Consider the following 20693-nt stretch of genomic DNA (forward strand, 5'->3'; position numbering starts at 1 on the left):
GAATTGTAGCGCCGCTTTAAAAATCGAGCTTGGATGACAAAAGATTCACAGATAGCTTTATTTGCGCCTTTCGAATGGGTGCGACTTCCAAGGATGGGCTTGATTGCCTGAAAGTCCGCACGTCCGATATCTTCGATCAACTTGAAGGCGTCGACTGAGAACGACAGTTAGTTGCATCGCAAATCATTTGTTCGGTTCGCCGAGCATTGCCATGGTTTCGTCCAATAAGGCGCGCAAGCGTGCTACCCGTTTCAGATCGCGGTGGTAACCGAGCCATACGTCTCGTCCGGGCGGCGCTTCATCGAGGTCGAAGCGTCTGAGGCAAGCGTCGGCATCGCCAAGCGGACAAGGGAGCACCGCATAACCTACGCCTTGCGCGCACATATGCGCTTGTGCATCGCGATTGTTGCTTCCGAAAGTTATCCGCGCGTTGGGCAACATTCGCTTTGCCCAAAGCACGTCCGGCAATTGATCGAATGCGCTATCCATGGTGATGAGCGTCTGCCCTTTTCCGTCGCCGGCTTTGGGCGATGCGAGATCGACACGCCCATACAGCGCATATGCGATATGCATCAACTTGCGCTGTACGACATCCGGTTCATCGAACGGCGTGATGCGAAACACGAGATCTGCTTCGCGTCGCGCGAGGTTATAGCGGCGCGCGTCGGTGACGAGCTCGATCGATACGTCCGGATGTTTCGCGAGAAAGCGCGCGAATACCGGCGTGAGCACATGCACGCCGAACCAGTCCGACGACGACACCCTCAGCAAGCCAGTGAGTTTCGCGTCCTGACCGGCCAGCGCGCGCGTGAAGCCCAGCGCCTCTTCTTCCATGCGCTCGGCATACGAAAGCACGGCCGCGCCTTCATCGGTCAATACGAAACCATCGCTCGTGCGCTGAAAAAGCACATGACCGAGCGCTTCTTCCAATGCACGGAGGCGCCGGCCCATCGTCGGCTGGGTTTGCCCGATCATGCGCGCCGCCGCACCGAGCGTGCCGCTTCGCGCGATCGCCAGGAAGATACGCACATCGCTCCATTCGAGAATCGGCCCATTCATTTTCGTATGATCGCCGTGCAGTTCTGTCGATTTACATGCTCGCATGCATGGCGGAGTATGAGCGCATTGCGACCAGCGTTCAATCTTTTCAGGAGCCTTCGATGTCCACCATGCAAGCACTCGTTCTCGAACGCCATAACGGCCCGCTCGAACTCGTCGAGCTCGATCGTCCCGAACCCGGGCCGGGACACGTGCTCGTGCGTATCGCCGCGAGCGGGCTCAATCCGCTCGACACGAAGATCCGCGCGGGCGCCGCGGCCCATGCGAAACATCCGCTGCCGTTAGTGCTCGGTATCGACATGGCCGGCATCGTCGAAGCAGTGGGCGCGGGCGTCGACGGATTCAAGCCGGGCGATGCGGTCTATGGCATGACAGGCGGCGTCGGCGGCATTCAGGGCGCGCTCGCGCAATACGCGGCCGTCGATGCCGCGTTGCTCGCGCACAAGCCCGCGAATCTTTCGATGCATGACGCGGCCGCACTGCCGCTCGCATTCATTACGTCTTATGCGGGCATCGTCGATCGCGCGCATCTGCAAGCGGGGCAAACCGTACTCGTGCAAGGCGGCGCGGGCGGCGTCGGTCACGTATCCGTGCAACTTGCACGCGCGCTCGGTGCACACGTATTCGCAACTGCGAGCGCGCGCGATCACGCCTACCTTCATAGCCTCGGCGCAACGCCGATCGATTACCGCGCAAGCACTGTCGAGCAATATGTCGCCGCCCATACGGACGGCGCGGGCTTCGATCTCGTCGTCGATACGGCCGGCGGCGCTTCTCTCGATGCATCGTTTGCGGCGGTGAAGCACTTCGGTCATGTCGTCAGTGCATTGGGATGGGGCACACATGCGCTCGCGCCGCTGTCGTTTCGCGAGGCGAGCTATTCGGGCGTATTCACGTTGCATCCGCTTTTGACGGGGCAATATCGCGCGCATCACGGCGAGATATTGCGTGAAGCGACGCGGCTCGCCGAAGCGGGCAAGCTCGCGCCGCGCATCGATGCAAGACGCTTCGATATGAACAGCGCCGAGCGCGCATATGAAGCGCTGCTGGATGGCACGGCGCGCGGAAAGATCGTCGTGGATATCGATACGACGCTGGCCGGCTGAAGCATCAACCGAACACGCCCGCCAGCCCGAGAAGCGCACTCGCGGCGACGAGATAGATCGGATTGAGCTTGCTGCGATAAGCGACCGCCGCGCACACCACCGTGCAAATCGCGCGCGAAACGTTCACATCCGTCTCGCGTGCGAACACATATGCAGCCGATACGAGCAAACCCACGGTGACGGGTGCGAGTCCCTTGCGAATCGCGGTGACGATGCGCGAGTCCTGGCGACGCTCCACCCATGCGCTCACGAAATAAGCCATCAACGAAGAGGGCACGATCTTCGCGACAGTGGACACGAGCGCCCCCGCGAGTCCCGCCGCCTGGAAGCCGATCAACGCAACCGCCATGCCGTTCGGGCCGGGGGCGGCCTGCGTGATCGAGAAGAATGTGACGAACTGCTCGCCGGTGACCCAATGACGCGTGTCGACCGCATAACGCTGGATGTCGGCGAGCGTCGCATTCATGCCGCCCACGGCGAGCAACGACCAGATCGCGCCGTGCACGAAGAGATCGGCGAGCGTGCTCCACATCGCATTACCCCTTCGCAGAGCGCAGCATCGCGGTCGTACCGAGCGGCCCGAGCACTGCAAGCACGATGAGAAGCGGAATCTTCACGAGCGCAATCGCGATGAACGTCGTCGCGACGAACGCGATGCTCGCAGCACCGCGCGGCAAGCTCGTCACGAGCTTGAGCACGGTCGCGATCACGAGTCCCGTCGCCGCGGGCATCAGTCCGGCGAAAAGATGCGCGGTGACCGGTGCATGGCCCCAGCGCCCATACGCATAGCCGACGCCGATGGTGATGACGGTCGGCGCGAGATATAACCCGAACACCGCGATGGCCGCACCCTTTGCGCCGCGATATTGCCGCCCCAACACGGTTGCGATGTTCGCGACGTTCGGTCCTGGCAACAACTGCGCGAGCGGCAGCAATTCCGCGAACTCGCGGTTCGTGAGCCAGCCCTGACGCTCCACCAACATACGGCGCGCCCACGGCAACACGCCGCCGAATCCCGTCAGGCCTATGAGAAAGAACGCCTTGAAAAGCGCGAGCGAAGTGGGCACGCGCGGTGCGCCGGACATGTTCGCTTCGCTTACGGACGCAGTGGCGGGCGAGATCTCACGGATCGTATGGGCAGTCATGGTTATGCGTGCTAGCGGGAAAAGGCGCGCCTATATCTTGGCCGTTTCGAACGTGGCCGGGTGGAATACATCTTCGATACTCAAGCGGCGTTTAGACAGCCCTTGCGAATGATGATGGCGCAGAAAGGTTTCGAGCGTATCGCGATTCGCCTCGATGCCGTAGGACCAGTGATCGTCGCCCATCAGCTCACGCGCGGCTTTCAATTGCTCCTCGACGAAAGGTAACGTGACCTTTGTCGCCGATGTATCCGAGAGTCGCGCGAGCGCCACGCGCTTCGCTTCGGTGAACGCCTTGAGCACGGCCGCGGGCAGCCACGGATGCTGCTCGACCAGCGTCTTGCGAATGCCCACGACATGCATGATCGGGAACACGCGCGTGCGCCGAAAGTAGTCTTTCGCCGCCGCGGTCGGATCGCGGAACAGCCAGCCGACGTTCGGGTTCGTCGCGGCACAGCCGGGCGGCCGCGGCGCCATGAAGCCGTCGATATCGCCACGATCGAGCATCGCCGAAATCGTGTCGTTCTCGGGCGCGGCTTCGAGACGGATGTCGGAAGGCAGATCGAGCTTGATCTTTTCGGGGCGCCCCGGCTCGTCGATGCCGCCACGGACCCACTTCACATCGCTCGGCTTGACGCCGAAGTCGTCTTCGAGCACGGCGCGCGCCCACACGTTCGCCGTCAGCTGATATTCAGGCAAGCCGATGCGCTTGCCTTTCAGATCCTCCGGCCTCTCGATGCGATCCGTTCGGACATAGATGGACGTGTGACGAAACGCACGCGAAAGAAATACGGGAATCGCGACGTAAGGGCACGAACCGTCCGCGGTTTTCACCGCGTAGCTGGAGAACGACAGCTCGCTGATATCGAACTCCTCATGACGGAACGCGCGAAAGAACATCTCTTCGGGCGATAACGTCATGAACACGGGCTGTGCGCCGTCGATCTGCACCTGACCATCGAGCAGCGGACGGGTCCTGTCGTAGTCGCCCATCGCGACGGAGAGTCTGAGTTTTTCAGTCATCGGGTAAATCTCCTGCGTTTTGTATGCATAAGGCCGAATTGTCGATTGCATGCAACATGCATCAAACCAGCGAATGCACGAGATTGCGATTGACCTTGCGGCGCAGGAATTCGAAATTGACGGCGAACTGCTCGGCGCGCGTCACAGCGTCATGCAGACGTTCGACGTCCTGCGGCGGGAAGGTTTCACCGACCCCGCCCGCCGCCTTCGTCAGCAATTGGATACGGCATGCACTATCCAGAAGCAGCGACAACACGACGGATTCCTCGATGGAGCGCCCCACCACCGCGACGCCGTGATTGCGCATCAGAACGGCCTTGCTCGATCCGAGCGCACGAGCGACGCCCGCGCCCATGTCCTGCGTGCGGATGAGATTCATCGTCTGGGTGTAGTACGGCAGGCCGTCGGCGAAATGCACGCTCGACTGGCTGATCATTTCGAGCGGCTGCCCCGTCGCCGAGAGCGCGACTGCGTGCGTCGGATGAGCATGAATCACGCTCGTCACGTCGGGACGCACCTTGAAGATCTCCGAGTGGATGAAGACCTCGCTATGACGGCGGCCGCCGCCGCTCACCTTTTCGCCCTCGAGGTTGCAGACGACGATGTTCTCCTCGGTGATCTCGTCGAAGCCGTGGCTATGCGGCTTCATGAGGAAGTGCGTGGGATCGCCGGGCACGCGCACGGAAATGTGCCCGCGCGTGAGATCGCCCTGACCTTCGGCTTCGAGAATGCGGCCGGCGTCGATCAGTTTTTGCTTCGCTTCGTCCAGAGTCATGATGTCGTCCTGCGTTCGAGTGAAAAGGAATCGGTTAGAAGCGCCCGCCCACCGCGGCCTTCGCTTTCGAAAGCACATCGGGTGGCGTCTTGTAGAGTTCGTCGAGCAACTGATCCATGCGCTGCCACGAAACGGGGCGCACTTCGAGACCCATGCGCTTCGCTTCGGCGAGGAACTGCGGGTCTTTCACCGTTTGCTCGAAGGCCTGGCGCAATGCGGCCGTGCGCTCCGGCGGAAGGCCCGGGGGAGCCGCGAACGGACGCGCGAACACCTGGCTCGCGACGATCACCTTCAGCACCTGGCGCGTCTGGTCGTTCGGCGCGAGATCGAGCAGCAGCGGCACGTCGGGCAACTCGGGATGCTTCTCCAGTGCGACCTGAACGAGAATGTTGATCTTCTTGCCCGTGATCCAATCCGGATGGCGCGTCTGAATCGTGCTCCACGACACGCCGCATTCGCCGTCGATCTCGCCACGCTCCATCGCGAGCGCGGTCTCGTTGCTGCCCGGATAGCCCGTAATGAGCTTCAGCTTCGAATTGAAGAGGTTCTTGATCGTCGACGCGATCACGTCGGGATCGGAGCCCGCGCCCTGCCCGCCCATGCGCGCTTCCTTGTCGATGAGATCCTTGAACGTCTTTACCGGCGATGTATTCCACGTCACGCATAGACTCACATCGCTTGTGATGCTGCCGAGCCAGGTGAGCTTGCGCGCGTCGAAATTCGCATCGCCGAGGAGCGGCTCTTCGGGCATCGTGCGACCGAAGGTGCCGAAGGTCGCGCCGTCTTTCGGCGCGATGCCATAGAGGTAGTTCACCGCCTTCAGGCTGCCCGCGCCCGGCATGCTTTGCGGCGTGATCGTCGGCTTGCCGGGCAGAAAGTTGCCGATGTATTTGCCGAGCAGGCGCGCATAAGTATCGTAGCCGCCGCCGACCGAGTAACCGATCGTCATCGTGACATTGCGGCCGTTATAGAAGTCGGCCACCGATTCCGCCGCCGCGCGGCTCGCGAGCGGCGCGCAAAGCAGTGTGCTTGCGAGCGCCGATATGGCTGCATGCGCAATCATGCGCCGGCCTTTTCGTTGGGGATCTTTGCGCGGTATGCGCTGCGAGAGTCGATCGTTCATGAGCTTGTCTCCACCAGTTATGACCGGCTAGCCGATATGTGCTCGCCGCCGGCGTCTTTTGATTGCGAACGTGATCAAACGAGACCGCCGAGTTGACGCAGCGCCGGCAACCAGTCGCCGATCAGCGATTGCGGCCAGGGCGTCGAAAAAATGCGGCCGAATACGAGCCACAACGCGATGCTCATCGCGATCGACAAGATCGCCGATGTGCGCCAGCGCTCGCCGAACTCGAAGCGTGCGACGAGCAGCATGAAGATCAGCAGCGCGGGCAACAGGCCGATCACGGCCGCCGTGGCGAGCGCGCCGGCGACCCATCCGAAGAAGCGCACGCCGCGCACATAGATGGTTCGCGTGTCGAGCGACGATGCGAGGCTATCGTGCAATGAAGGGTCGCCGTGCGCGCCGAAGCTTGCGCCTGCTGTTGCGGTCGCATCGGCCTTTGCGATGACGTTGGATTGCGCATCCGCGTTGACGGACGGTTCACTGAAATGCGCACCCGCACCCGCCATCGCGAATTCGCCCATCGGAGCGGAGGCTTCGAACGAAGGCGGCGCTGCCGTCTCGGTCGCGACTCCATCACGCGTGAACAACTGCTCGATCAGCACGATGCAGCAAAACACGAGTGCGGCGCATGCGCTCGTCATCGGCATGAGCCGCGCTGCGAAGGCCCAGTCGCGCGCGACCGTCATCGCGACGATCACGAGCGCGGTAAGCACCAGGGTGAAGACGATCTGCCAGTCGAAGCCACGCAGACGCAGTTTGAACGAAGGGCCAGCGACAAGCGAAGGCGATTGCGTACGCGCCCGCAGGGTCTGGCGCAATCCTTTGATCGTCGGGCCGAGCACGACCCACAGCGCAGCGAGCAATATCACGATCACGACCGGGCGCGCGAACAGACCGATGCCGTAGATCTCGTGCGAAATGAAGTAATAGCGCTCGAAGATGCTGCCGAGCACGAGGCCCAGAATGAGCGGTGGCCGCGGCCAGTTCAGGCGCTTCATGATCCAGCCTGCCACGCCGAACAAGACGAGCGAACACAGGTCGCCCCAGCTCTGGCTCGCGTTGAATGCGCCGAGATAGACGATCGCGATGACGAGCGGAATCAGGATGCCGACGCGCACCGTCGCGAGCCGCGAGAACATGCTGCTGCCCGAGAGACAGATCACCGCGCCCATGATGTGCGAGATGGTCAGTGTCCAGATGATCGTGTATGTCACGTCGAGATGCTTGGTGAGCATCTCGGGGCCGGGCGTGAAGCCGTGCATGATGAAGGCGGACAGCAGCAGCGCCATCGATGCGCCAGCCGGCATGCCGAACGCGACGGTCGGAATCAGATGACCGCCCTCCTTCGCGTTGTTCGAGCTTTCCGATGCAATCACGCCGCGGATATCGCCCTTGCCGAAGTTCTCCGCGTTCTTCTCGGTGCGAATGGCGTGACCGTATGCCATCCAGTCGATCACGGCCGAGCCGATGCCCGGCACCGCGCCGAGCAGCGCGCCCAGCCCGCTGCAACGCAGAATGAGCCACCAGTGGCGTGCTGCATCCATCACGCCGTCCCATTGCGTGCTCGCGCGCACGCCGGAGTGCGGACGCTCGCGCGCGATGCCGGTGCGCTCGATCGCCATGTCCGCGAGTTCGGGCAGTGCGAAGATGCCGAGCGTGACCGGCACGATAGGCAAATGGTCCCATAAATACAAAGTGCCAAATGTCCAGCGCAGGGTGCCCGTTTGCGGATCGGAGCCGATCAGCGAGAGCATCAGACCGAACGATGCGACGGCGAGACCCTTCATCGGCGCCTTGCCCGAGAGCGTCGCGACCATCGAAAGACCGAAGATGCACATCGCGAGCAGCTCGGCCGAGCCGATGTAGAGGACGATCAGACGCAACACCGGAATCGCGAGCGCGAGCAGCAGCGCGCCGAAAATGCCGCCCGCGAGCGATGCCGCATAGCCCGCGCCGAACGCGCGCCGCGCATGGCCCTGCTTCGCGAGCGGATGACCGTCGAGCACGGTTGCGGCGGCGCCCACCGTGCCGGGCACGCCGAACAGCACGGCAGGAATGAAGTCGGACACGGTCGTCACCGCGGCCATTCCGAGCAGCAGCGCGAACGCCGTGTAGCCATCGAGGTGATAGGTGAACGGAATGAGCAGCGCGAGCCCGACGATACCGCCCAGGCCCGGCACGACGCCGAGCGCGAGCCCGAGCAGTACGCCGCCCAGCATGATCCCGAGCCGCAGCGGATCGAGGATCAGGGTCAGCGCATGGAGAGCGGCGTCGAGCATCAGCGCACCTCCCGGTGAGCCCGGCCGGCGGCACGATCGAGGCCGTGACAGCGCGAGCGCGTGCATGTGGGTCGCATCTCAAGTCTCCGGTAGTCGCCCGGCTGCGTGGCGGGGCGTTTGTAATCGAACCGTCAGTCGAACTTCTCGTCGCCGCGCTGCGCGCGAGATCGCATGCTGTGTTTTGCATTACGCATTCGCGATTGTCTTTTGCGTTATGCGTTTTGCATCCAACGCGCGGGCGCGGCGTGCGCGGGCCCGGACCCTCTATTCGAAGATGCGGACCAGATCCTGCGCGATCGGCGAATACTTTGCGTGCGTGCGCAGCATGAAGCTCGAGAAGCCGTCGCTGTTGTGATGCTTCTTGCGCTCGTTCGGCAAGTCGATGCACTGATTGCGCACGGGATCGCGCACGAGGCCCATCGGGTCCTCGCCCGCTTCGACCTTCTTCATCTCGCGGCGAAGCATGCGGCGGTAGATCGCGAGACCCTGATCGGATGCGCCGAGATTCTCGCGCGTGCGGTCCGCAATCGCGCCCTGCGTGATCCAGGCCATCATGTCCTGCCCGTCGACGTTATCGACGATGAACTCGCCGTCATCGTCCTTGAACGGCACGTCGTAGGTATGCAGGCGATCGGTCAGACGCGCGGGCACGTCGATGCCCTTCGGCGGGAGGTAGGCGTTGTACCAGAGGTGCAGCGTGTGCTCGTCATCGACCGGCACGCGAATCTGGAACGAGTAGTAGCGCGAAGCCTCGTCGCCGTTGCCGACCGCCAGCATGTTCGGAAACACGATCGGATGGCCGATGCGCCAGTCGTCCGAGTCCTCCGAATGTCCCGCGAGGAGGCGGTGCTTGGTCACGCCGAACTCGAACTCGTTGAAGGCGATCTTCTCGTGCTTCGCGCTGATCGCCACCTTGACGCCTTCCTGTTCCTTCTGGAATTCATAGTGATGGCCATGCAGCCATTCCGTATGAATAGGATCGACCGAATTTTCCATGATCTGAAGCCAGTTCACCGGCAACAGCGCGCGGCCCATCATGCGGATCGCGCCCGGCGCGACGAAGCCGTCGAAGCGAGGCAACAAAGGACGCGGCTGCGGTCCCATATACGCGAACAGCACCCCGCCGAGTTCCTCGACGGGGTACGCATCCGTCGCGACCTTGTCGCGGAAAGCGCAATTGTCCGGCTCGTTCGGCTGATCGAGACACTTGCCCTCTGCGCTAAACTCCCAGCCATGATAGGGACAGCGAATGCCCTGCTCCGTGGGAATGCCGTGCGCGAACGACGCGCGCCGGTGCGGACATTGCTCCGCGATCAAGCCGCGCCTTCCCTGCCGGTCCCGAAACAGCACGAGATCCTCGCCGAGCAGACGTACACGTTTCGTCCACTTGTCGTCGAGTTCCGATGCCGCTGCAAAGGGTTGCCAATAGCGACGCAACAGCTTGCCCATCGGCGTGCCGGGCCCGATGCGCGTCATGGTTTCGTTTTGTTCTGCCGTGAGCATGAGTCGATTCCAGTATGGTGGAAGAAGCGCGCCGGAGGCACCGTCATGCCGCCAGCCTTGAAACTCATACTATGCTTAGGTACCTAACTTAAAAATAATGGAAAGTACTAGGTGGGTTTCTCAGCGCCCTCGAAATCCGCATATGAGGGGATGTTGCTATATGAAGGTCCTTTTCCGCCGCAATCGAAGCGGAGGCACTGGATCCGGATTCACCCTGAGAATAGAGTCATTGACAAATTTAACTTAGTTAACTAAGTTTATGAAAAAGGGCACGCATGCATGCCGCAAACAGGTGAGAGGATGAACAAGCGCGAGCAAAAAATTCCACGCGAGCCGCAGCCGGGCACGCTCAAACATTGGCGTGAGGCGCTGCCTGAAGAGCGCATGGCGCATCTCGTGAAGGATGCGGCACGCGGCTTTTCGCGTTCCTTGCAGGCGCGTCTGAAGGAGCATTCGGTGCTCTATGGGCACTGGACCTTTCTGCGCATCCTGTGGCAGACCGACGGCCTCACGCAGCGGCAATTGAGCGAACAGGCGGGCGTCGCGGAGCCGACCACGTTCTCCGCATTGAAGACCATGGAGACACTCGGCTATCTCACGCGCCAGAAGCTGCCCGACAATCGCAAGCAGGTGCGCGTCTTTCTCACGCCGAAGGGCGTCGCGTTGCGCAGCGTACTCGTGCCCTACGCGATCGACGTGAACCGCATCGCGCTTGCGGGCATCGCACCGGAAGACATCGCGGCAACGCGGCGCACGCTGCTCGCGATGATCGAAAACCTGGCCGCTGACGAAGTCGCGGCGCCGAAGAACGGCCGCGATTCGGCCAACGGCGATGCAAGCGAGGATTCACTGTGACGAACGCAAGCGACGCAGCGAAAGAAGTGCGCATCGGCATCGTCGGTTTCGGAACGGCGGGACGGGCATTCGTGCCCGCCATCGAAAAGCATCCGGGCTTCGTATTCGCAGGCTTCGCCGATCCTTCCGCATCGGTGCGCGAACGAGGCGCGCAGGAATTCGGCGTCACGGCTTACGAGGGCATCGACACGCTCATCGCACACGGCGCGCTCGATGCCGTGTATGTCGCGTCGCCGACGACACTGCATCGCGCGCATGTCGAGCTTGCCGCGCGCGCGGGCAAGCACGTGCTGGTCGAAAAGCCGATGGCCGCCCATCTCGACGATGCCCGCGCGATGGTCATGGCTGCCGATGCGGCAGGCATCGTGCTCATCGTCGGACACTCGCACAGCTACGACGAGCCGATTCACGCGATGCGCGCGCTCATCGATTCGGGCGAACTCGGCCGCGTGCGCATGGTGCATACGTGGTGCTTCACGGACTGGATCTACCGCCCGCGCCGCCCCGACGAACTCGACGCGTCGCAAGGCGGCGGCGTGACCTTGCGTCAGGGCTCGCACCAGTTCGACATCATTCGTCTGCTCGCCGGCGGCGCCGCGCGCAGCGTGCGCGCGAGGACGTTCGACTGGGATCCCGAGCGCCGCGCGATCGGCGCGCATACGGTGTTCATCGAATTCGACGATGGCGCCGCCGCCACCGCGGTCTACAACGGCTATGGCCGATTCGCGAGCGCCGAGTTGTGCTTCGATGTCGGCGAATGGGGCTTTCCCGCGCAATCGCGCGCGATCGCAAAGCCTGCGAGCATCGAAGACGAATTGCGCGCCAAGGCCGAGCGCGCGCACAACGCGATTCCCGCGAGCGCGCCGAATCAACCGTTCTTCGGGCTCACGCTCGTCAGTTGCGAGCGCGGCGAGATGCGCCAGTCACCGAAGGGACTGCTCGTCTACACGCGCGACGGCAAGCGCGAAATCGAATTGCCGACGGATGTATCGCCGCGCGAGCGCGTGATGCGCGAATTCCACGATGCCATCAGCGGACGCCATCGCGCCATTCACGACGGCAAGTGGGGACTGGCGAATCTCGAAGTCTGCGCGGCGGCGATTGCATCGTCCGAACGTGGCGAAGAAGTTCTTCTTGAGCATCAGGTCGCGCTCGCGGCAAACGCGTGACGTCCTGATCGAACCGTGAGGCGGCAAATAGCTCCGCATGAGAATCATGAATACATTTAGCATCACTGATCGAATCGAAACCATCGACGGCACGCTCGCACTCACTGTGGCGGACAAGCGCGAAATCGCGCAAGACATCTTCCTGTTCGAACTGCGCGACGAAAGCAGCGGCACGCTGCCGCCCTTCACTGCCGGCGCACATGTGCTGGTGCACACGCCAGCGGGCATCGCACGGCGTTATTCCCTTTGCAACGATCCGGCCGAACGCGAGCGCTACCTGATCGCCGTGAAGCGCGATGCGGCGGGCGGTGGCGGATCGCTCAGCATGGCTCGCGACGTTCATGTCGGCGCGACGCTCGATGTCTCGTCGCCATTGAACTACTTCCCGCTTTCGCCCGATGCATCGCGTTATCTGTTGATCGCGGGCGGCATCGGCATCACGCCGATGCGCGCGATGATGGCGGAGATCGCGGCGCGCGGCGCGCATTTCGACGTGATCTACTGCACGCGTTCGCCCGAATCGACCGCATTTCTCGACGAACTCCAGACGGGCGACTTCGCCTCGCGGGTACGCGTGCATCACGATTTCGGCGATCGCGCACAATCTCTCGCAATCGAGCCCCTCGTCGCCGAACGTCCCGGCGACACGCACATTTATTGTTGCGGCCCGCGTCCCTTGATGCAGGCGGTACGCGACGCCGCTTCGCACTGGCCCTCTTCCGCCGTCCATTTCGAGGACTTCGGCACGAGCGCGCATGAAAGCGCATCGGGCGACAAGCCGTTCACCGTACGACTCGCGCGCACGGGCGGCTGCGTGAGCGTTGCGCCGGGCGAAACGATCCTCGATGCATTGCGCGCAAACGGCATCGACACGCCGAGTTCCTGCGAGGCAGGCACCTGCGGTTCATGCAGAACGCGACTGCTCGCGGGCGAGGCCGATCATCGCGACTTCGTGCTCGATGAAGACGAGCAGGCGTCGGAGATCATGATCTGCGTGTCGCGCGCGTGCTCGAATGAATTGGTGCTCGACATCTGATCGCCATAAGGCTCGCCTAAGTTTTCTATCCGATGATTGAGGTTTTGGTACGCGTTTGCACCGCCAAGCCTCTTATCACCGGGAAATAGTTCATGCGATATACCCCCGCGTCCGTCTACAACGCGCCTGCGCGGCTCTTTCACTGGGCCACCGCGCTGCTGCTGCTCATTCAATATGCGCTCGCCTGGACGATGCCGGACGTGCATCGCGACACGCAACCCATCGGTTTGATCGCGTGGCACCTCGAAGTCGGCGTGGTCATCGTTCTGCTCGTACTGGTGCGGCTTCTCTGGCGCAGCGTGCACCCCGCGCCGCCCGAGCCCGAAAGCCTGCCGCAAGCATTACGCGCGCTCGGGCGATACACGCACTGGCTGCTTTATCTATTGCTGATCGCGGTCCCGTTGATGGGCTGGGCCAATGCCTCGTCGCGCGACTGGCCCGTCACGCTGTTCGCCGCCATGCCGATGCCGCCGCTGTCGCCTGCCGGATCGCCCGTCGGACATGCGCTCGGCGACTGGCATCGCGTCTTCGCATGGGTATTGCTCGCGCTCGTCGGCCTGCATGTCGGCGCGGCGCTGTTCCATCAATTCGTCTTGCGCGACGGAATACTGGCGCGCATGCTGCCCGCTCATCGCAAAGCCGCCGCATCTAAACAATGACGACGATGAGACGCGATTCCATTCTCACTCATCGCGTGTCGTAGGGGTATTCGCGACGTGACCTGTCGTTCGTCTTTACTCTTCAAACAACGAGACGAACGATAAAAGGTGACGTCATGGCGTCCCAGACCGAGCTCAAGCGCTATACCTCCAACCTCGCCGACGAACTCGACAGCGCCGCTCTCTACGACACGCTCGCGCAGGCCGAGAAGCAGGAAGACAAGCGGCGCGTCTATGCGGAGCTGGCCGAAGCCGAACGCCGTCACGCCGACATATGGGCCGCGAAATTGCGCGCGAACGGCGTGTCCGTCCGAACGCATCGCATCAGTGCGAAGACGCGGATCATGCGCTCGCTAGCACGGGCATTCGGACCGGATTTCGTGTTGCGCTCGGTCGCCGCGAACGAAATGGCCGATCGCGACAAATACGCCGGGCAACCCGATGCCGCACAGTTGTCGGCGGAGGAGCGGCAACACGCGGATATCGTGCAGGAAGTGGCCAATCGCAGCAAAGGCTTGAGCAAGGGCGGCGCAATCGCAGCCGCGGAAACGTGGCATCGCGGCGTAGCGTCGGGCAACGATTTGCGCGCCGCCGTGCTCGGCGCGAACGACGGCCTCGTGTCGAATTTCTGTCTCATCATGGGCGTGGCGGGGGCGGGCAGCAACAGCAGGACGGTGCTTCTCACCGCGTTCGCGGGGCTGATCGCGGGCGCGGCATCCATGGCGCTCGGAGAGTGGCTCTCGGTGACGAACGCGCGCGAACTCGCACGCACGCAAATCGCGAAAGAAAAGGACGAACTCGATCACATGCCCGATGCGGAGCGTCACGAGCTCGCGCTCATCTATCAGGCGAAGGGCATCGATGCCGCGGAAGCCAGGCGCGTCGCCGCCCAGATCATGCGCGACAAGGACAAGGCGCTCGATACGCTGACGCGCGAAGAGCTCGGCCTCGATCCGCGCGAACTCGGCGGCAATCCGTGGACGGCCGCGCTCGCATCGTTCACGTTGTTCGCCGTGGGCGCGATCATTCCGGCAATCGCGTTTCTATGGGCGAGCGGCGCGGCTGGCATCGTGCAATGCATCGTCTTGAGCGGACTCGGGCTCGCGGGCATCGGCGTATTCACGTCGCTGTTCAATGGACGTGGTGCGATCTTTTCCGCCGTGCGCCAGGTGCTGATCGGCATGGTCGCGGCGGCGAGCACATATGGCATCGGCAAATTGCTGGGCGTGTCACTTTCGTGACGGCTACGCCGCGCAGTGAGGCGCGCGGCGCGGCCTGTTCATGCGTCAGATCTTGAACGACTCGAACGTTTCCGGCGCGAAGATTTCTTCCGGCTCGAGCAAGCGCTTCGACAAGCCTTGCTCGTACGAATAGCGCAGGAAGGTGCGCAAGTTTTCGCGATTCCTGTCGAGACCATAAGGCCAGAAATCGTCGCCCATTTCCTTGCGCGTTTCTTCGACGTGCGCATTCAGCCACGGCAGCATCGACTTGAGCGCAGCCGTTTCGTTGAGATCCGCATAGGTGCGGCGCTGCGATTCGATCAGCGCCTTGTAGAGCGATTGCGCGGCCCAGCGATTCGCTTCATATACTTCGCGCTTCAGCACGACGGTATGCATGATGGGGAACATCTTCGTGTCGCGGAAGTACTGACGCTCCACGTCGATATGGTTTTCGAACAAGCGCCTGACGCGCCCCTTGCCGTTCACATACGACGAAGGCATGCGCGCGGTGTAGAGCGCGTCGATCTCGCCATCGAGCAGCATCTGCGACAGCGTCTTGTCCGGACCGATCTGTTGGACGCGAATGTTCGAAGGGAGATCGAGCTTCAGCTTCTCGGGTCGATTCGGTTCTTCCTCGCCGCCGGTGTAATACGTGACGCTATCGACGGGCACGCCGTAATGGTCGGAGAGAATTCCGCGAATCCACACGGGCGCGGTCATCTGATACTCCGGATTGCCGATGCGCTTGCCGATGAGATCCTCAGGCTTGTCGATGCCCGAATCCGCGTTCACGTAGATGCACGAGTGACGGAAGAAGCGCGACGGAAACACCGGAATCGCGATGAACGGACGCGGCTCGCGAAAGCACGACATCGTGTACGACGACAGCGACATCTCCGATGCATCGAACTCGTGATGACGCAACATGCGGAAGAATGTCTCTTCCACGGGCATGTTCAGATAGTTGAGATCGATGCCGTCCGGCTGCACGCTGCCGTCCATCAATGCGCGTGTGCGGTCGTAATTCCAGCATCCGAAAGTAAGTCTGAGCTTGGACAAGTTCTGCTCCTGGCAGCGTGTGGTAATTCATGCGATACGCAACGTGGCGGCGCTCATCAATAGAACTGGTCGAAGTGGACCTGCTCGAACGGCACCTTCAATGCGACGAGCGCGCGCTGGATCGCCGCACCCATTGCGGGCGGACCGGCGAAATAGATCTCCATGTCGCGCAGGTTCTCGCCGAAGAGCGTTTCGGCAACCGTGTGAACGAAGCCGACATGACCGTCCCACGCAGTTTCGCTATCGGGCGCGACATCGGATACGGCGGCCTGGAAATGCAGGCGCTCGGCCCATCCCGGCAGCTCTTCGAGCATGTCGCGACCGCATACGTCGCGCGGCGTGCGGCCGCCATAGAGGAAGTGCAGCTTGACGTCGTCGAGCGCCGATTCGGCGGCGACACCGCGTGCGATCGAGATCATCGGCGCGAGACCGGAGCCGCCCGCGATACACAGAATGTCGCGCTTCACGTCGCGGCGCAGATAAGCCATGCCATACGGCCCGTCGATATCGATGCAAGCGCCGACATCGAGCGTATCGAAGAGCACGCCCGTGCCCTGCCCGTTCGGCACGCGGCGAACCTGAAAGTGCAACTCGCGCGGCGCATCGATACCGCCGGCGATATTACTCATCGAATACGCGCGCTGACCTTGCACGCCGGGCAGCGTCAGCAATGCATACTGGCCCGGCTCGAAGCGCATGCCATCGGACAACTCGAAGCGGAACTCCTCGATGTCGTGCGTAATCGCCCGGCGCTCGGTCAACGTGCCGCGCACTTTTCGCGGTGCATGCTTCGGCGCGTAATGCGCGGACGGACGCATCTTGATCGTGCAATCGCCGCGCGGCGCGCTCTGGCAACCGAGATAGCGGCGACGCTCGCGATCCTTCGCGGTCCAGCCGGGCGCGTCGGGCCACGCGACTTCGACTTCACCTTCGATCAATTCGAACTTGCAGTTGCCGCACGCGCCCACGTTGCATTCGTATGGAAACGCGATGCCCGCGCGCAAGGCCGAGCGCAGCATCACATCGCCGGCCTCGCATTCGTACGTCTGATCGGATGCTGCGAGCGTGATGCGATGAGCGTGGCCGTCCGGATGCATGAATCCACCTTATTTCAAGAGTTATTTCATAGCGGCCTGTGGTATCCGAGGGTTGCGGAAATGCCTTCGGCCGCGGTAAGCAAGTGCGGCACCGCCGCGCGCAGCGCCTTTTTCGTGAGCCGTTGCGCCGGCCCGCCGATGCCGACGGCCGCCACCACGTTGCCCGTGATATCGCGCACGGGCGCCGCGATGCCGCGCATTCCGACTTCCGACTCTTCGTCGTCGATCGAATAGCCTTCGCGGCGCGCGGCCTCCAGCGTCTTCAGAAACACCTGCGTATCCGTATTCGTCTTCGGCGTGCGCGCGGCGAGTCCTTCTTTCAGCACGCGCGAGATCACATCGGGCGTGCGCGACGCGAGCAGCACATGACCTTCGGCGGTGCAGAACGCGGGCTTGCGCACGCCGATATACGAACGCATGCGGATCGCCTGATCGCTTTCGAGGTTGAACAGATACACGATGCTCGTATCGTCCAGCACCGCAAGATGCACGGTTTCGTCGGTGTGCTCGCGCAACACGTGCAGAAACGGAACGGCCTGCTTCGCCACATCGAAACGCCGCCGCACGAGCGCACCCAGCGTGAACAATTGAATGCCCAGGCGATAGCGTCCGTTGTCCGCGTTCTGCTCCAGCATGCCCTCGGCCAGCAACGCGCTCGCGAGTCTGTGCGCCGTGCTCTTCGCGATACCCATGCGCTTCGCGAGCACGCTGATGCCCAACTCCGGCTCATGCTCCGAGAACACCTTCAACAACTGAAGCGCCGCCGTAACCGACGACAGACGCTGCGGCCCTTCCTCTTTTTCCTGCGCCTTGCCTGCTTCGACCTGCGTTGCATCCGATTTCATCAAAATATACCCCACGAAATACATAATTGGAATAGCGTTCCGTATAGGAGAACACACTGTATCGACAGCTCGCTTCGAAGGAGGCCCTTGCCGCGCGATAAAAAAACAACGGATCGTTCGAATTCCGGACGGCCAAGTCCGTAACCGATGCGGAATAACCCTGACTAGCTTTCGTTCCGCTTGACTTAGGGACCTAAACAAAGAGAAACTCAGATCGTCCCATTTTAGCAGACCATCGTTCTGTATAGAGGAACAAAATAGCCGTCCCCGATTTTCTCCGGCCACGTCACGCCAACGCCATCGCTACGCGCGGCGCCGCGGAAGTAACCGAACATTCGTATAAAACAAAGCGCTTCGAAAAGCACGCAAGACACATCCACGCTTAGTCATCCGAATTAAAAGAACGACGGTATTAAAAGATTCCGCAGCAAAGCATCCCGGTTCGACAGCAACCGGCATCACTATGAATCAAGGGACGGAGACCCCATGAAAAAGACAGCGTTGTTTCTCGCACTTCCCATGCTGGCCGGCGCCGGCGTGGCGCATGCTCAAAGCTCGGTGACGTTATACGGTCTGCTCGACGCCGGTCTGGTCTATATCAACAACCAGTCGGGCCATTCGAACATCGAGACGGTGACGGGTCAGACGAACGGCAGCCGCTGGGGTCTGCGCGGTTCTGAAGATCTTGGCGGCGGCATGAAGGCGATTTTCACGCTCGAGAACGGATTCGATACTTCCAACGGCAAGCTGCTGCAAGGCGGACGCGAGTTCGGACGGCAAGCGTTCGTCGGTCTGTCGAGCCCGTACGGCACAGTGACGCTCGGCCGCCAATACGATCCGATGACCGAATGGATCGGCGAAATCGCCGCGACTTCGCTGTGGGCATGGGTCGGCACGCACCCGGGCGACTTCGACAACCTCAACTCGAACTTCCGCGTCAACAATGCAGTGAAGTACATGTCGCCGAACCTGTACGGTCTGCGTCTGTCGGGCATCTTCGCGCCGGGCGGCGTCGCGGGCAACTTCGCATCGAACCGCATCTATACGCTCGCCGCGTCATACGCGAATGGCCCGATCACCGCGGCGATCGCCTACGACAACGTGAACAACCCGTCGGTCTCCGCCTACGACGGCACGGTGAATCCCGGGCAGCCAGGTTACACGTCGCCGGGCAAGAGCCCTGTGTATAGCGGCTACGCGTCGGCGAATTCGGTGGAGATCTTCGGTGCGGGCATTTCCTATAGCTTCGGCGCGGGCAAGATCGGCTTCGTCTATACGAACACGCGCTTCAACGACATTCTCCGCACGCCGACCACGCCGAACACCGGCAAGGCCACGTTCAACAGCTATGAAATCAACGCACGCTGGTTCGTGATTCCGACCTTGCAGATCGCCGCTTCTTTCGACTACACGAAGGCGGAATCGGCGAAGTACGAGCAGGTGGATTTCGGGCCCGACTATTTCATCTCGAAGCGCACCGACCTGAACCTCGTCGGCGTATGGCAGCACGCATCGGGTATCGATTCGACGGGCAAGCCCGCCGTCGCGGCGATCGGCTCGCTCGGGCAATCCACCACGCCGAACCAGGTGGCGGTCAAGCTCTCGTTGCGTCATCGCTTCTAAACACGTTTGCATCGACACGGCGCGGCGCCTCATCGGGCCATGCGTCACGGATGTCCGATCAAGGAGACCAGCAGTGAAAGGAGTCAGGGTATTGGGCGCGGCGCTCGTCGCGTGCATCGTGTCGGGGTCGGGAGCCGCACGCGCCGCCGATCTGACGACAGTGCGCGTCGGCATCGCCAACGCGAGCAGCGACGTGGCGTTCTTTATCGCCGAGAAGAAGGGCTACTTCCGTCAGGAAGGGCTCGACGCGAAGTTCATTCCGTTCGACTCCGGCGCGAAGATGGTCGCGCCGCTCGGCGCAGGACAACTCGACGTCGCCGGCGGATCGCCGTCCGCTGGTCTGTACAACGCGGTCGTGCGCGGCATCGGCATCAAGATCGTCGCGGATAAAGGATCGACGCCGCCGGGCTACGGCTATCAGCCGCTGCTCGTGCGCGCCGATCTCGTCGCGAACGGCCGCTACAAGTCGCTCGCCGATCTGAAGGGCATGAAGGTCGCGGGCAGCGCAACAGGCAGCGCATCGACCTCGACGATGAACGAGGCGCTCAAGAAGGCTGGCCTCAAGACGAGCGATGTCGAGCGCATCTATCTGTCGTTTCCGCAGCACGTGATGGCGCTGCAGAACAAGGCCGTCGATGCGGCGCTTACCACCGAGCCCTCGGCCACCGAAGCCGTGAAGCGCGGCGCGGCCGTGCGCGTGATCGGCGACGATCAAATCTATCCGAACCATCAACTCGCGGTCGTGCTCTATTCGACGGGCTTCATCAAGGATCGTCCGGATGCGGCGAAGGCCTTCATGCGCGCCTATATCCGCGCGGTGCGCGACTACAACAACGCGCTCGTGAACGGCAAGCTCGCGGGCCCGAATGCACCCGAGGTGATCTCGATCCTCACCGAATACACGCCGATCAAGGACCCCGGCATCTATCGGACGATCGTGCCGCAGGGCACGAATCCGGACGGCAAGCTCAACGTCGTCAGCCTGGAGAACGATCTCGCGTTCTTCAAGAGCGAAGGCGTCGTGAAGGGCAATGTGACGGTCGCGCAAGTGCTCGACACGTCGTTTGCGGAAAGCGCCGTGAAGGCACTCGGCCCGTACAAACCGATCAAGTAAGGA

19 protein-coding genes are annotated in these 20693 nt (G+C 62.2%); 8 read left to right on the forward strand and 11 right to left on the reverse strand.

Features of this window, described 5'->3' with window-relative positions; genetic code table 11:
* Positions 1-183: 183 nt before the first annotated feature.
* A complete protein-coding gene (locus U4Y90_RS22920) occupies positions 184-1059 on the reverse strand; it encodes a LysR family transcriptional regulator (RefSeq protein WP_321797955.1) in 876 nt (291 codons plus the stop codon).
* A 101-nt stretch (positions 1060-1160) separates the two neighbouring features.
* Between U4Y90_RS22920 and U4Y90_RS22925 the strand changes: the two genes are divergently transcribed.
* The gene (locus U4Y90_RS22925) at positions 1161-2165 is read left to right on the forward strand and encodes a zinc-dependent alcohol dehydrogenase family protein (RefSeq protein ID WP_321797956.1); all 1005 of its coding nucleotides are present in this window, start codon (positions 1161-1163) and stop codon (positions 2163-2165) included.
* 4 nt (positions 2166-2169) lie between these two features.
* Here U4Y90_RS22925 and U4Y90_RS22930 read toward each other — a convergent pair whose 3' ends face one another.
* The 7 genes from U4Y90_RS22930 to U4Y90_RS22960 form a co-directional block, all read right to left on the reverse strand.
* On the reverse strand, positions 2170-2697 hold the full coding sequence (locus U4Y90_RS22930; RefSeq protein ID WP_321797957.1) for a chromate transporter: 528 nt from the start codon (positions 2695-2697) through the stop codon (positions 2170-2172).
* A gap of 4 nt (positions 2698-2701) precedes the next feature.
* Complete coding sequence (locus U4Y90_RS22935) at positions 2702-3310, reverse strand: chromate transporter (RefSeq protein WP_321797958.1); 609 nt, start codon at positions 3308-3310, stop codon at positions 2702-2704.
* A gap of 30 nt (positions 3311-3340) precedes the next feature.
* Entirely contained in the window at positions 3341-4330 is a 990-nt protein-coding gene (locus U4Y90_RS22940; protein ID WP_321797959.1) for an ABC transporter substrate-binding protein, read from the reverse strand.
* A gap of 61 nt (positions 4331-4391) precedes the next feature.
* Positions 4392-5105: a class II aldolase/adducin family protein gene (locus U4Y90_RS22945; protein WP_321797960.1), complete on the reverse strand. Its 714-nt coding sequence runs from the start codon at positions 5103-5105 to the stop codon at positions 4392-4394.
* 34 nt (positions 5106-5139) lie between these two features.
* Positions 5140-6168, reverse strand: coding sequence for a Bug family tripartite tricarboxylate transporter substrate binding protein (locus U4Y90_RS22950; RefSeq protein ID WP_321797961.1), 1029 nt, complete (start codon positions 6166-6168; stop codon positions 5140-5142).
* 134 nt (positions 6169-6302) lie between these two features.
* Positions 6303-8510, reverse strand: coding sequence for a tripartite tricarboxylate transporter permease (locus U4Y90_RS22955; RefSeq protein WP_321797962.1), 2208 nt, complete (start codon positions 8508-8510; stop codon positions 6303-6305).
* 264 nt (positions 8511-8774) lie between these two features.
* Positions 8775-10013, reverse strand: coding sequence for an aromatic ring-hydroxylating dioxygenase subunit alpha (locus tag U4Y90_RS22960; protein WP_321797963.1), 1239 nt, complete (start codon positions 10011-10013; stop codon positions 8775-8777).
* Positions 10014-10313: 300 nt separating this feature from the next.
* Between U4Y90_RS22960 and U4Y90_RS22965 the strand changes: the two genes are divergently transcribed.
* From U4Y90_RS22965 to U4Y90_RS22985, 5 genes are all read left to right on the forward strand, one after another.
* Complete coding sequence (locus tag U4Y90_RS22965; protein ID WP_321797964.1) at positions 10314-10868, forward strand: MarR family winged helix-turn-helix transcriptional regulator; 555 nt, start codon at positions 10314-10316, stop codon at positions 10866-10868.
* On the forward strand, positions 10865-12037 hold the full coding sequence (locus U4Y90_RS22970; protein WP_321797965.1) for a Gfo/Idh/MocA family oxidoreductase: 1173 nt from the start codon (positions 10865-10867) through the stop codon (positions 12035-12037). Before U4Y90_RS22965 ends, U4Y90_RS22970 begins: the two co-directional genes overlap by 4 nt.
* 46 nt (positions 12038-12083) lie before the next feature.
* Positions 12084-13073, forward strand: coding sequence for a PDR/VanB family oxidoreductase (locus tag U4Y90_RS22975; protein WP_321797966.1), 990 nt, complete (start codon positions 12084-12086; stop codon positions 13071-13073).
* Between the two features lie 92 nt (positions 13074-13165).
* Positions 13166-13732 carry a cytochrome b gene (locus U4Y90_RS22980; RefSeq protein ID WP_321797967.1) on the forward strand — a complete coding sequence of 189 codons (567 nt, stop codon included), beginning with the start codon at positions 13166-13168 and terminating at the stop codon, positions 13730-13732.
* A gap of 116 nt (positions 13733-13848) precedes the next feature.
* Positions 13849-14973: a VIT1/CCC1 transporter family protein gene (locus tag U4Y90_RS22985; protein WP_321797968.1), complete on the forward strand. Its 1125-nt coding sequence runs from the start codon at positions 13849-13851 to the stop codon at positions 14971-14973.
* Positions 14974-15018: 45 nt separating this feature from the next.
* Here U4Y90_RS22985 and U4Y90_RS22990 read toward each other — a convergent pair whose 3' ends face one another.
* Genes U4Y90_RS22990 through U4Y90_RS23000 form a run of 3 tightly spaced genes read right to left on the reverse strand, consistent with a single transcriptional unit; the run spans position 15019 to position 17953 of the window.
* Positions 15019-16011, reverse strand: coding sequence for an ABC transporter substrate-binding protein (locus U4Y90_RS22990; protein ID WP_321797969.1), 993 nt, complete (start codon positions 16009-16011; stop codon positions 15019-15021).
* 56 nt (positions 16012-16067) lie between these two features.
* Positions 16068-17108 carry a 2Fe-2S iron-sulfur cluster-binding protein gene (locus tag U4Y90_RS22995; RefSeq protein ID WP_321797970.1) on the reverse strand — a complete coding sequence of 347 codons (1041 nt, stop codon included), beginning with the start codon at positions 17106-17108 and terminating at the stop codon, positions 16068-16070.
* 26 nt (positions 17109-17134) lie between these two features.
* Entirely contained in the window at positions 17135-17953 is an 819-nt protein-coding gene (locus U4Y90_RS23000) for an IclR family transcriptional regulator (protein ID WP_321797971.1), read from the reverse strand.
* A gap of 486 nt (positions 17954-18439) precedes the next feature.
* Here U4Y90_RS23000 and U4Y90_RS23005 point away from each other — a divergent pair, with 486 nt between their 5' ends.
* A complete protein-coding gene (locus U4Y90_RS23005) occupies positions 18440-19576 on the forward strand; it encodes a porin (RefSeq protein WP_321797972.1) in 1137 nt (378 codons plus the stop codon).
* Positions 19577-19649: 73 nt separating this feature from the next.
* Positions 19650-20690, forward strand: a complete 1041-nt coding sequence (locus U4Y90_RS23010) for an ABC transporter substrate-binding protein (protein ID WP_321797973.1) — start codon at positions 19650-19652, stop codon at positions 20688-20690.
* Positions 20691-20693 lie beyond the last annotated feature (3 nt).

This window comes from Caballeronia sp. J97 (assembly GCF_905220305.1).
Taxonomy (GTDB): Bacteria; Pseudomonadota; Gammaproteobacteria; order Burkholderiales; family Burkholderiaceae; genus Caballeronia.

Coding starts and splice junctions, on each gene's coding strand:
- U4Y90_RS22920 (WP_321797955.1), bottom strand. CDS start 1,059: ATGAATGGGCCGATTCTCGAATGGAGCGATGTGCGTATCTTCCTGGCG.
- U4Y90_RS22925 (WP_321797956.1), top strand. CDS start 1,161: ATGTCCACCATGCAAGCACTCGTTCTCGAACGCCATAACGGCCCGCTC.
- U4Y90_RS22930 (WP_321797957.1), bottom strand. CDS start 2,697: ATGTGGAGCACGCTCGCCGATCTCTTCGTGCACGGCGCGATCTGGTCG.
- U4Y90_RS22935 (WP_321797958.1), bottom strand. CDS start 3,310: ATGACTGCCCATACGATCCGTGAGATCTCGCCCGCCACTGCGTCCGTA.
- U4Y90_RS22940 (WP_321797959.1), bottom strand. CDS start 4,330: ATGACTGAAAAACTCAGACTCTCCGTCGCGATGGGCGACTACGACAGG.
- U4Y90_RS22945 (WP_321797960.1), bottom strand. CDS start 5,105: ATGACTCTGGACGAAGCGAAGCAAAAACTGATCGACGCCGGCCGCATT.
- U4Y90_RS22950 (WP_321797961.1), bottom strand. CDS start 6,168: ATGATTGCGCATGCAGCCATATCGGCGCTCGCAAGCACACTGCTTTGC.
- U4Y90_RS22955 (WP_321797962.1), bottom strand. CDS start 8,510: ATGCTCGACGCCGCTCTCCATGCGCTGACCCTGATCCTCGATCCGCTG.
- U4Y90_RS22960 (WP_321797963.1), bottom strand. CDS start 10,013: ATGCTCACGGCAGAACAAAACGAAACCATGACGCGCATCGGGCCCGGC.
- U4Y90_RS22965 (WP_321797964.1), top strand. CDS start 10,314: ATGAACAAGCGCGAGCAAAAAATTCCACGCGAGCCGCAGCCGGGCACG.
- U4Y90_RS22975 (WP_321797966.1), top strand. CDS start 12,084: ATGAATACATTTAGCATCACTGATCGAATCGAAACCATCGACGGCACG.
- U4Y90_RS22980 (WP_321797967.1), top strand. CDS start 13,166: ATGCGATATACCCCCGCGTCCGTCTACAACGCGCCTGCGCGGCTCTTT.
- U4Y90_RS22985 (WP_321797968.1), top strand. CDS start 13,849: ATGGCGTCCCAGACCGAGCTCAAGCGCTATACCTCCAACCTCGCCGAC.
- U4Y90_RS22995 (WP_321797970.1), bottom strand. CDS start 17,108: ATGCATCCGGACGGCCACGCTCATCGCATCACGCTCGCAGCATCCGAT.
- U4Y90_RS23000 (WP_321797971.1), bottom strand. CDS start 17,953: ATGAAATCGGATGCAACGCAGGTCGAAGCAGGCAAGGCGCAGGAAAAA.
- U4Y90_RS23005 (WP_321797972.1), top strand. CDS start 18,440: ATGAAAAAGACAGCGTTGTTTCTCGCACTTCCCATGCTGGCCGGCGCC.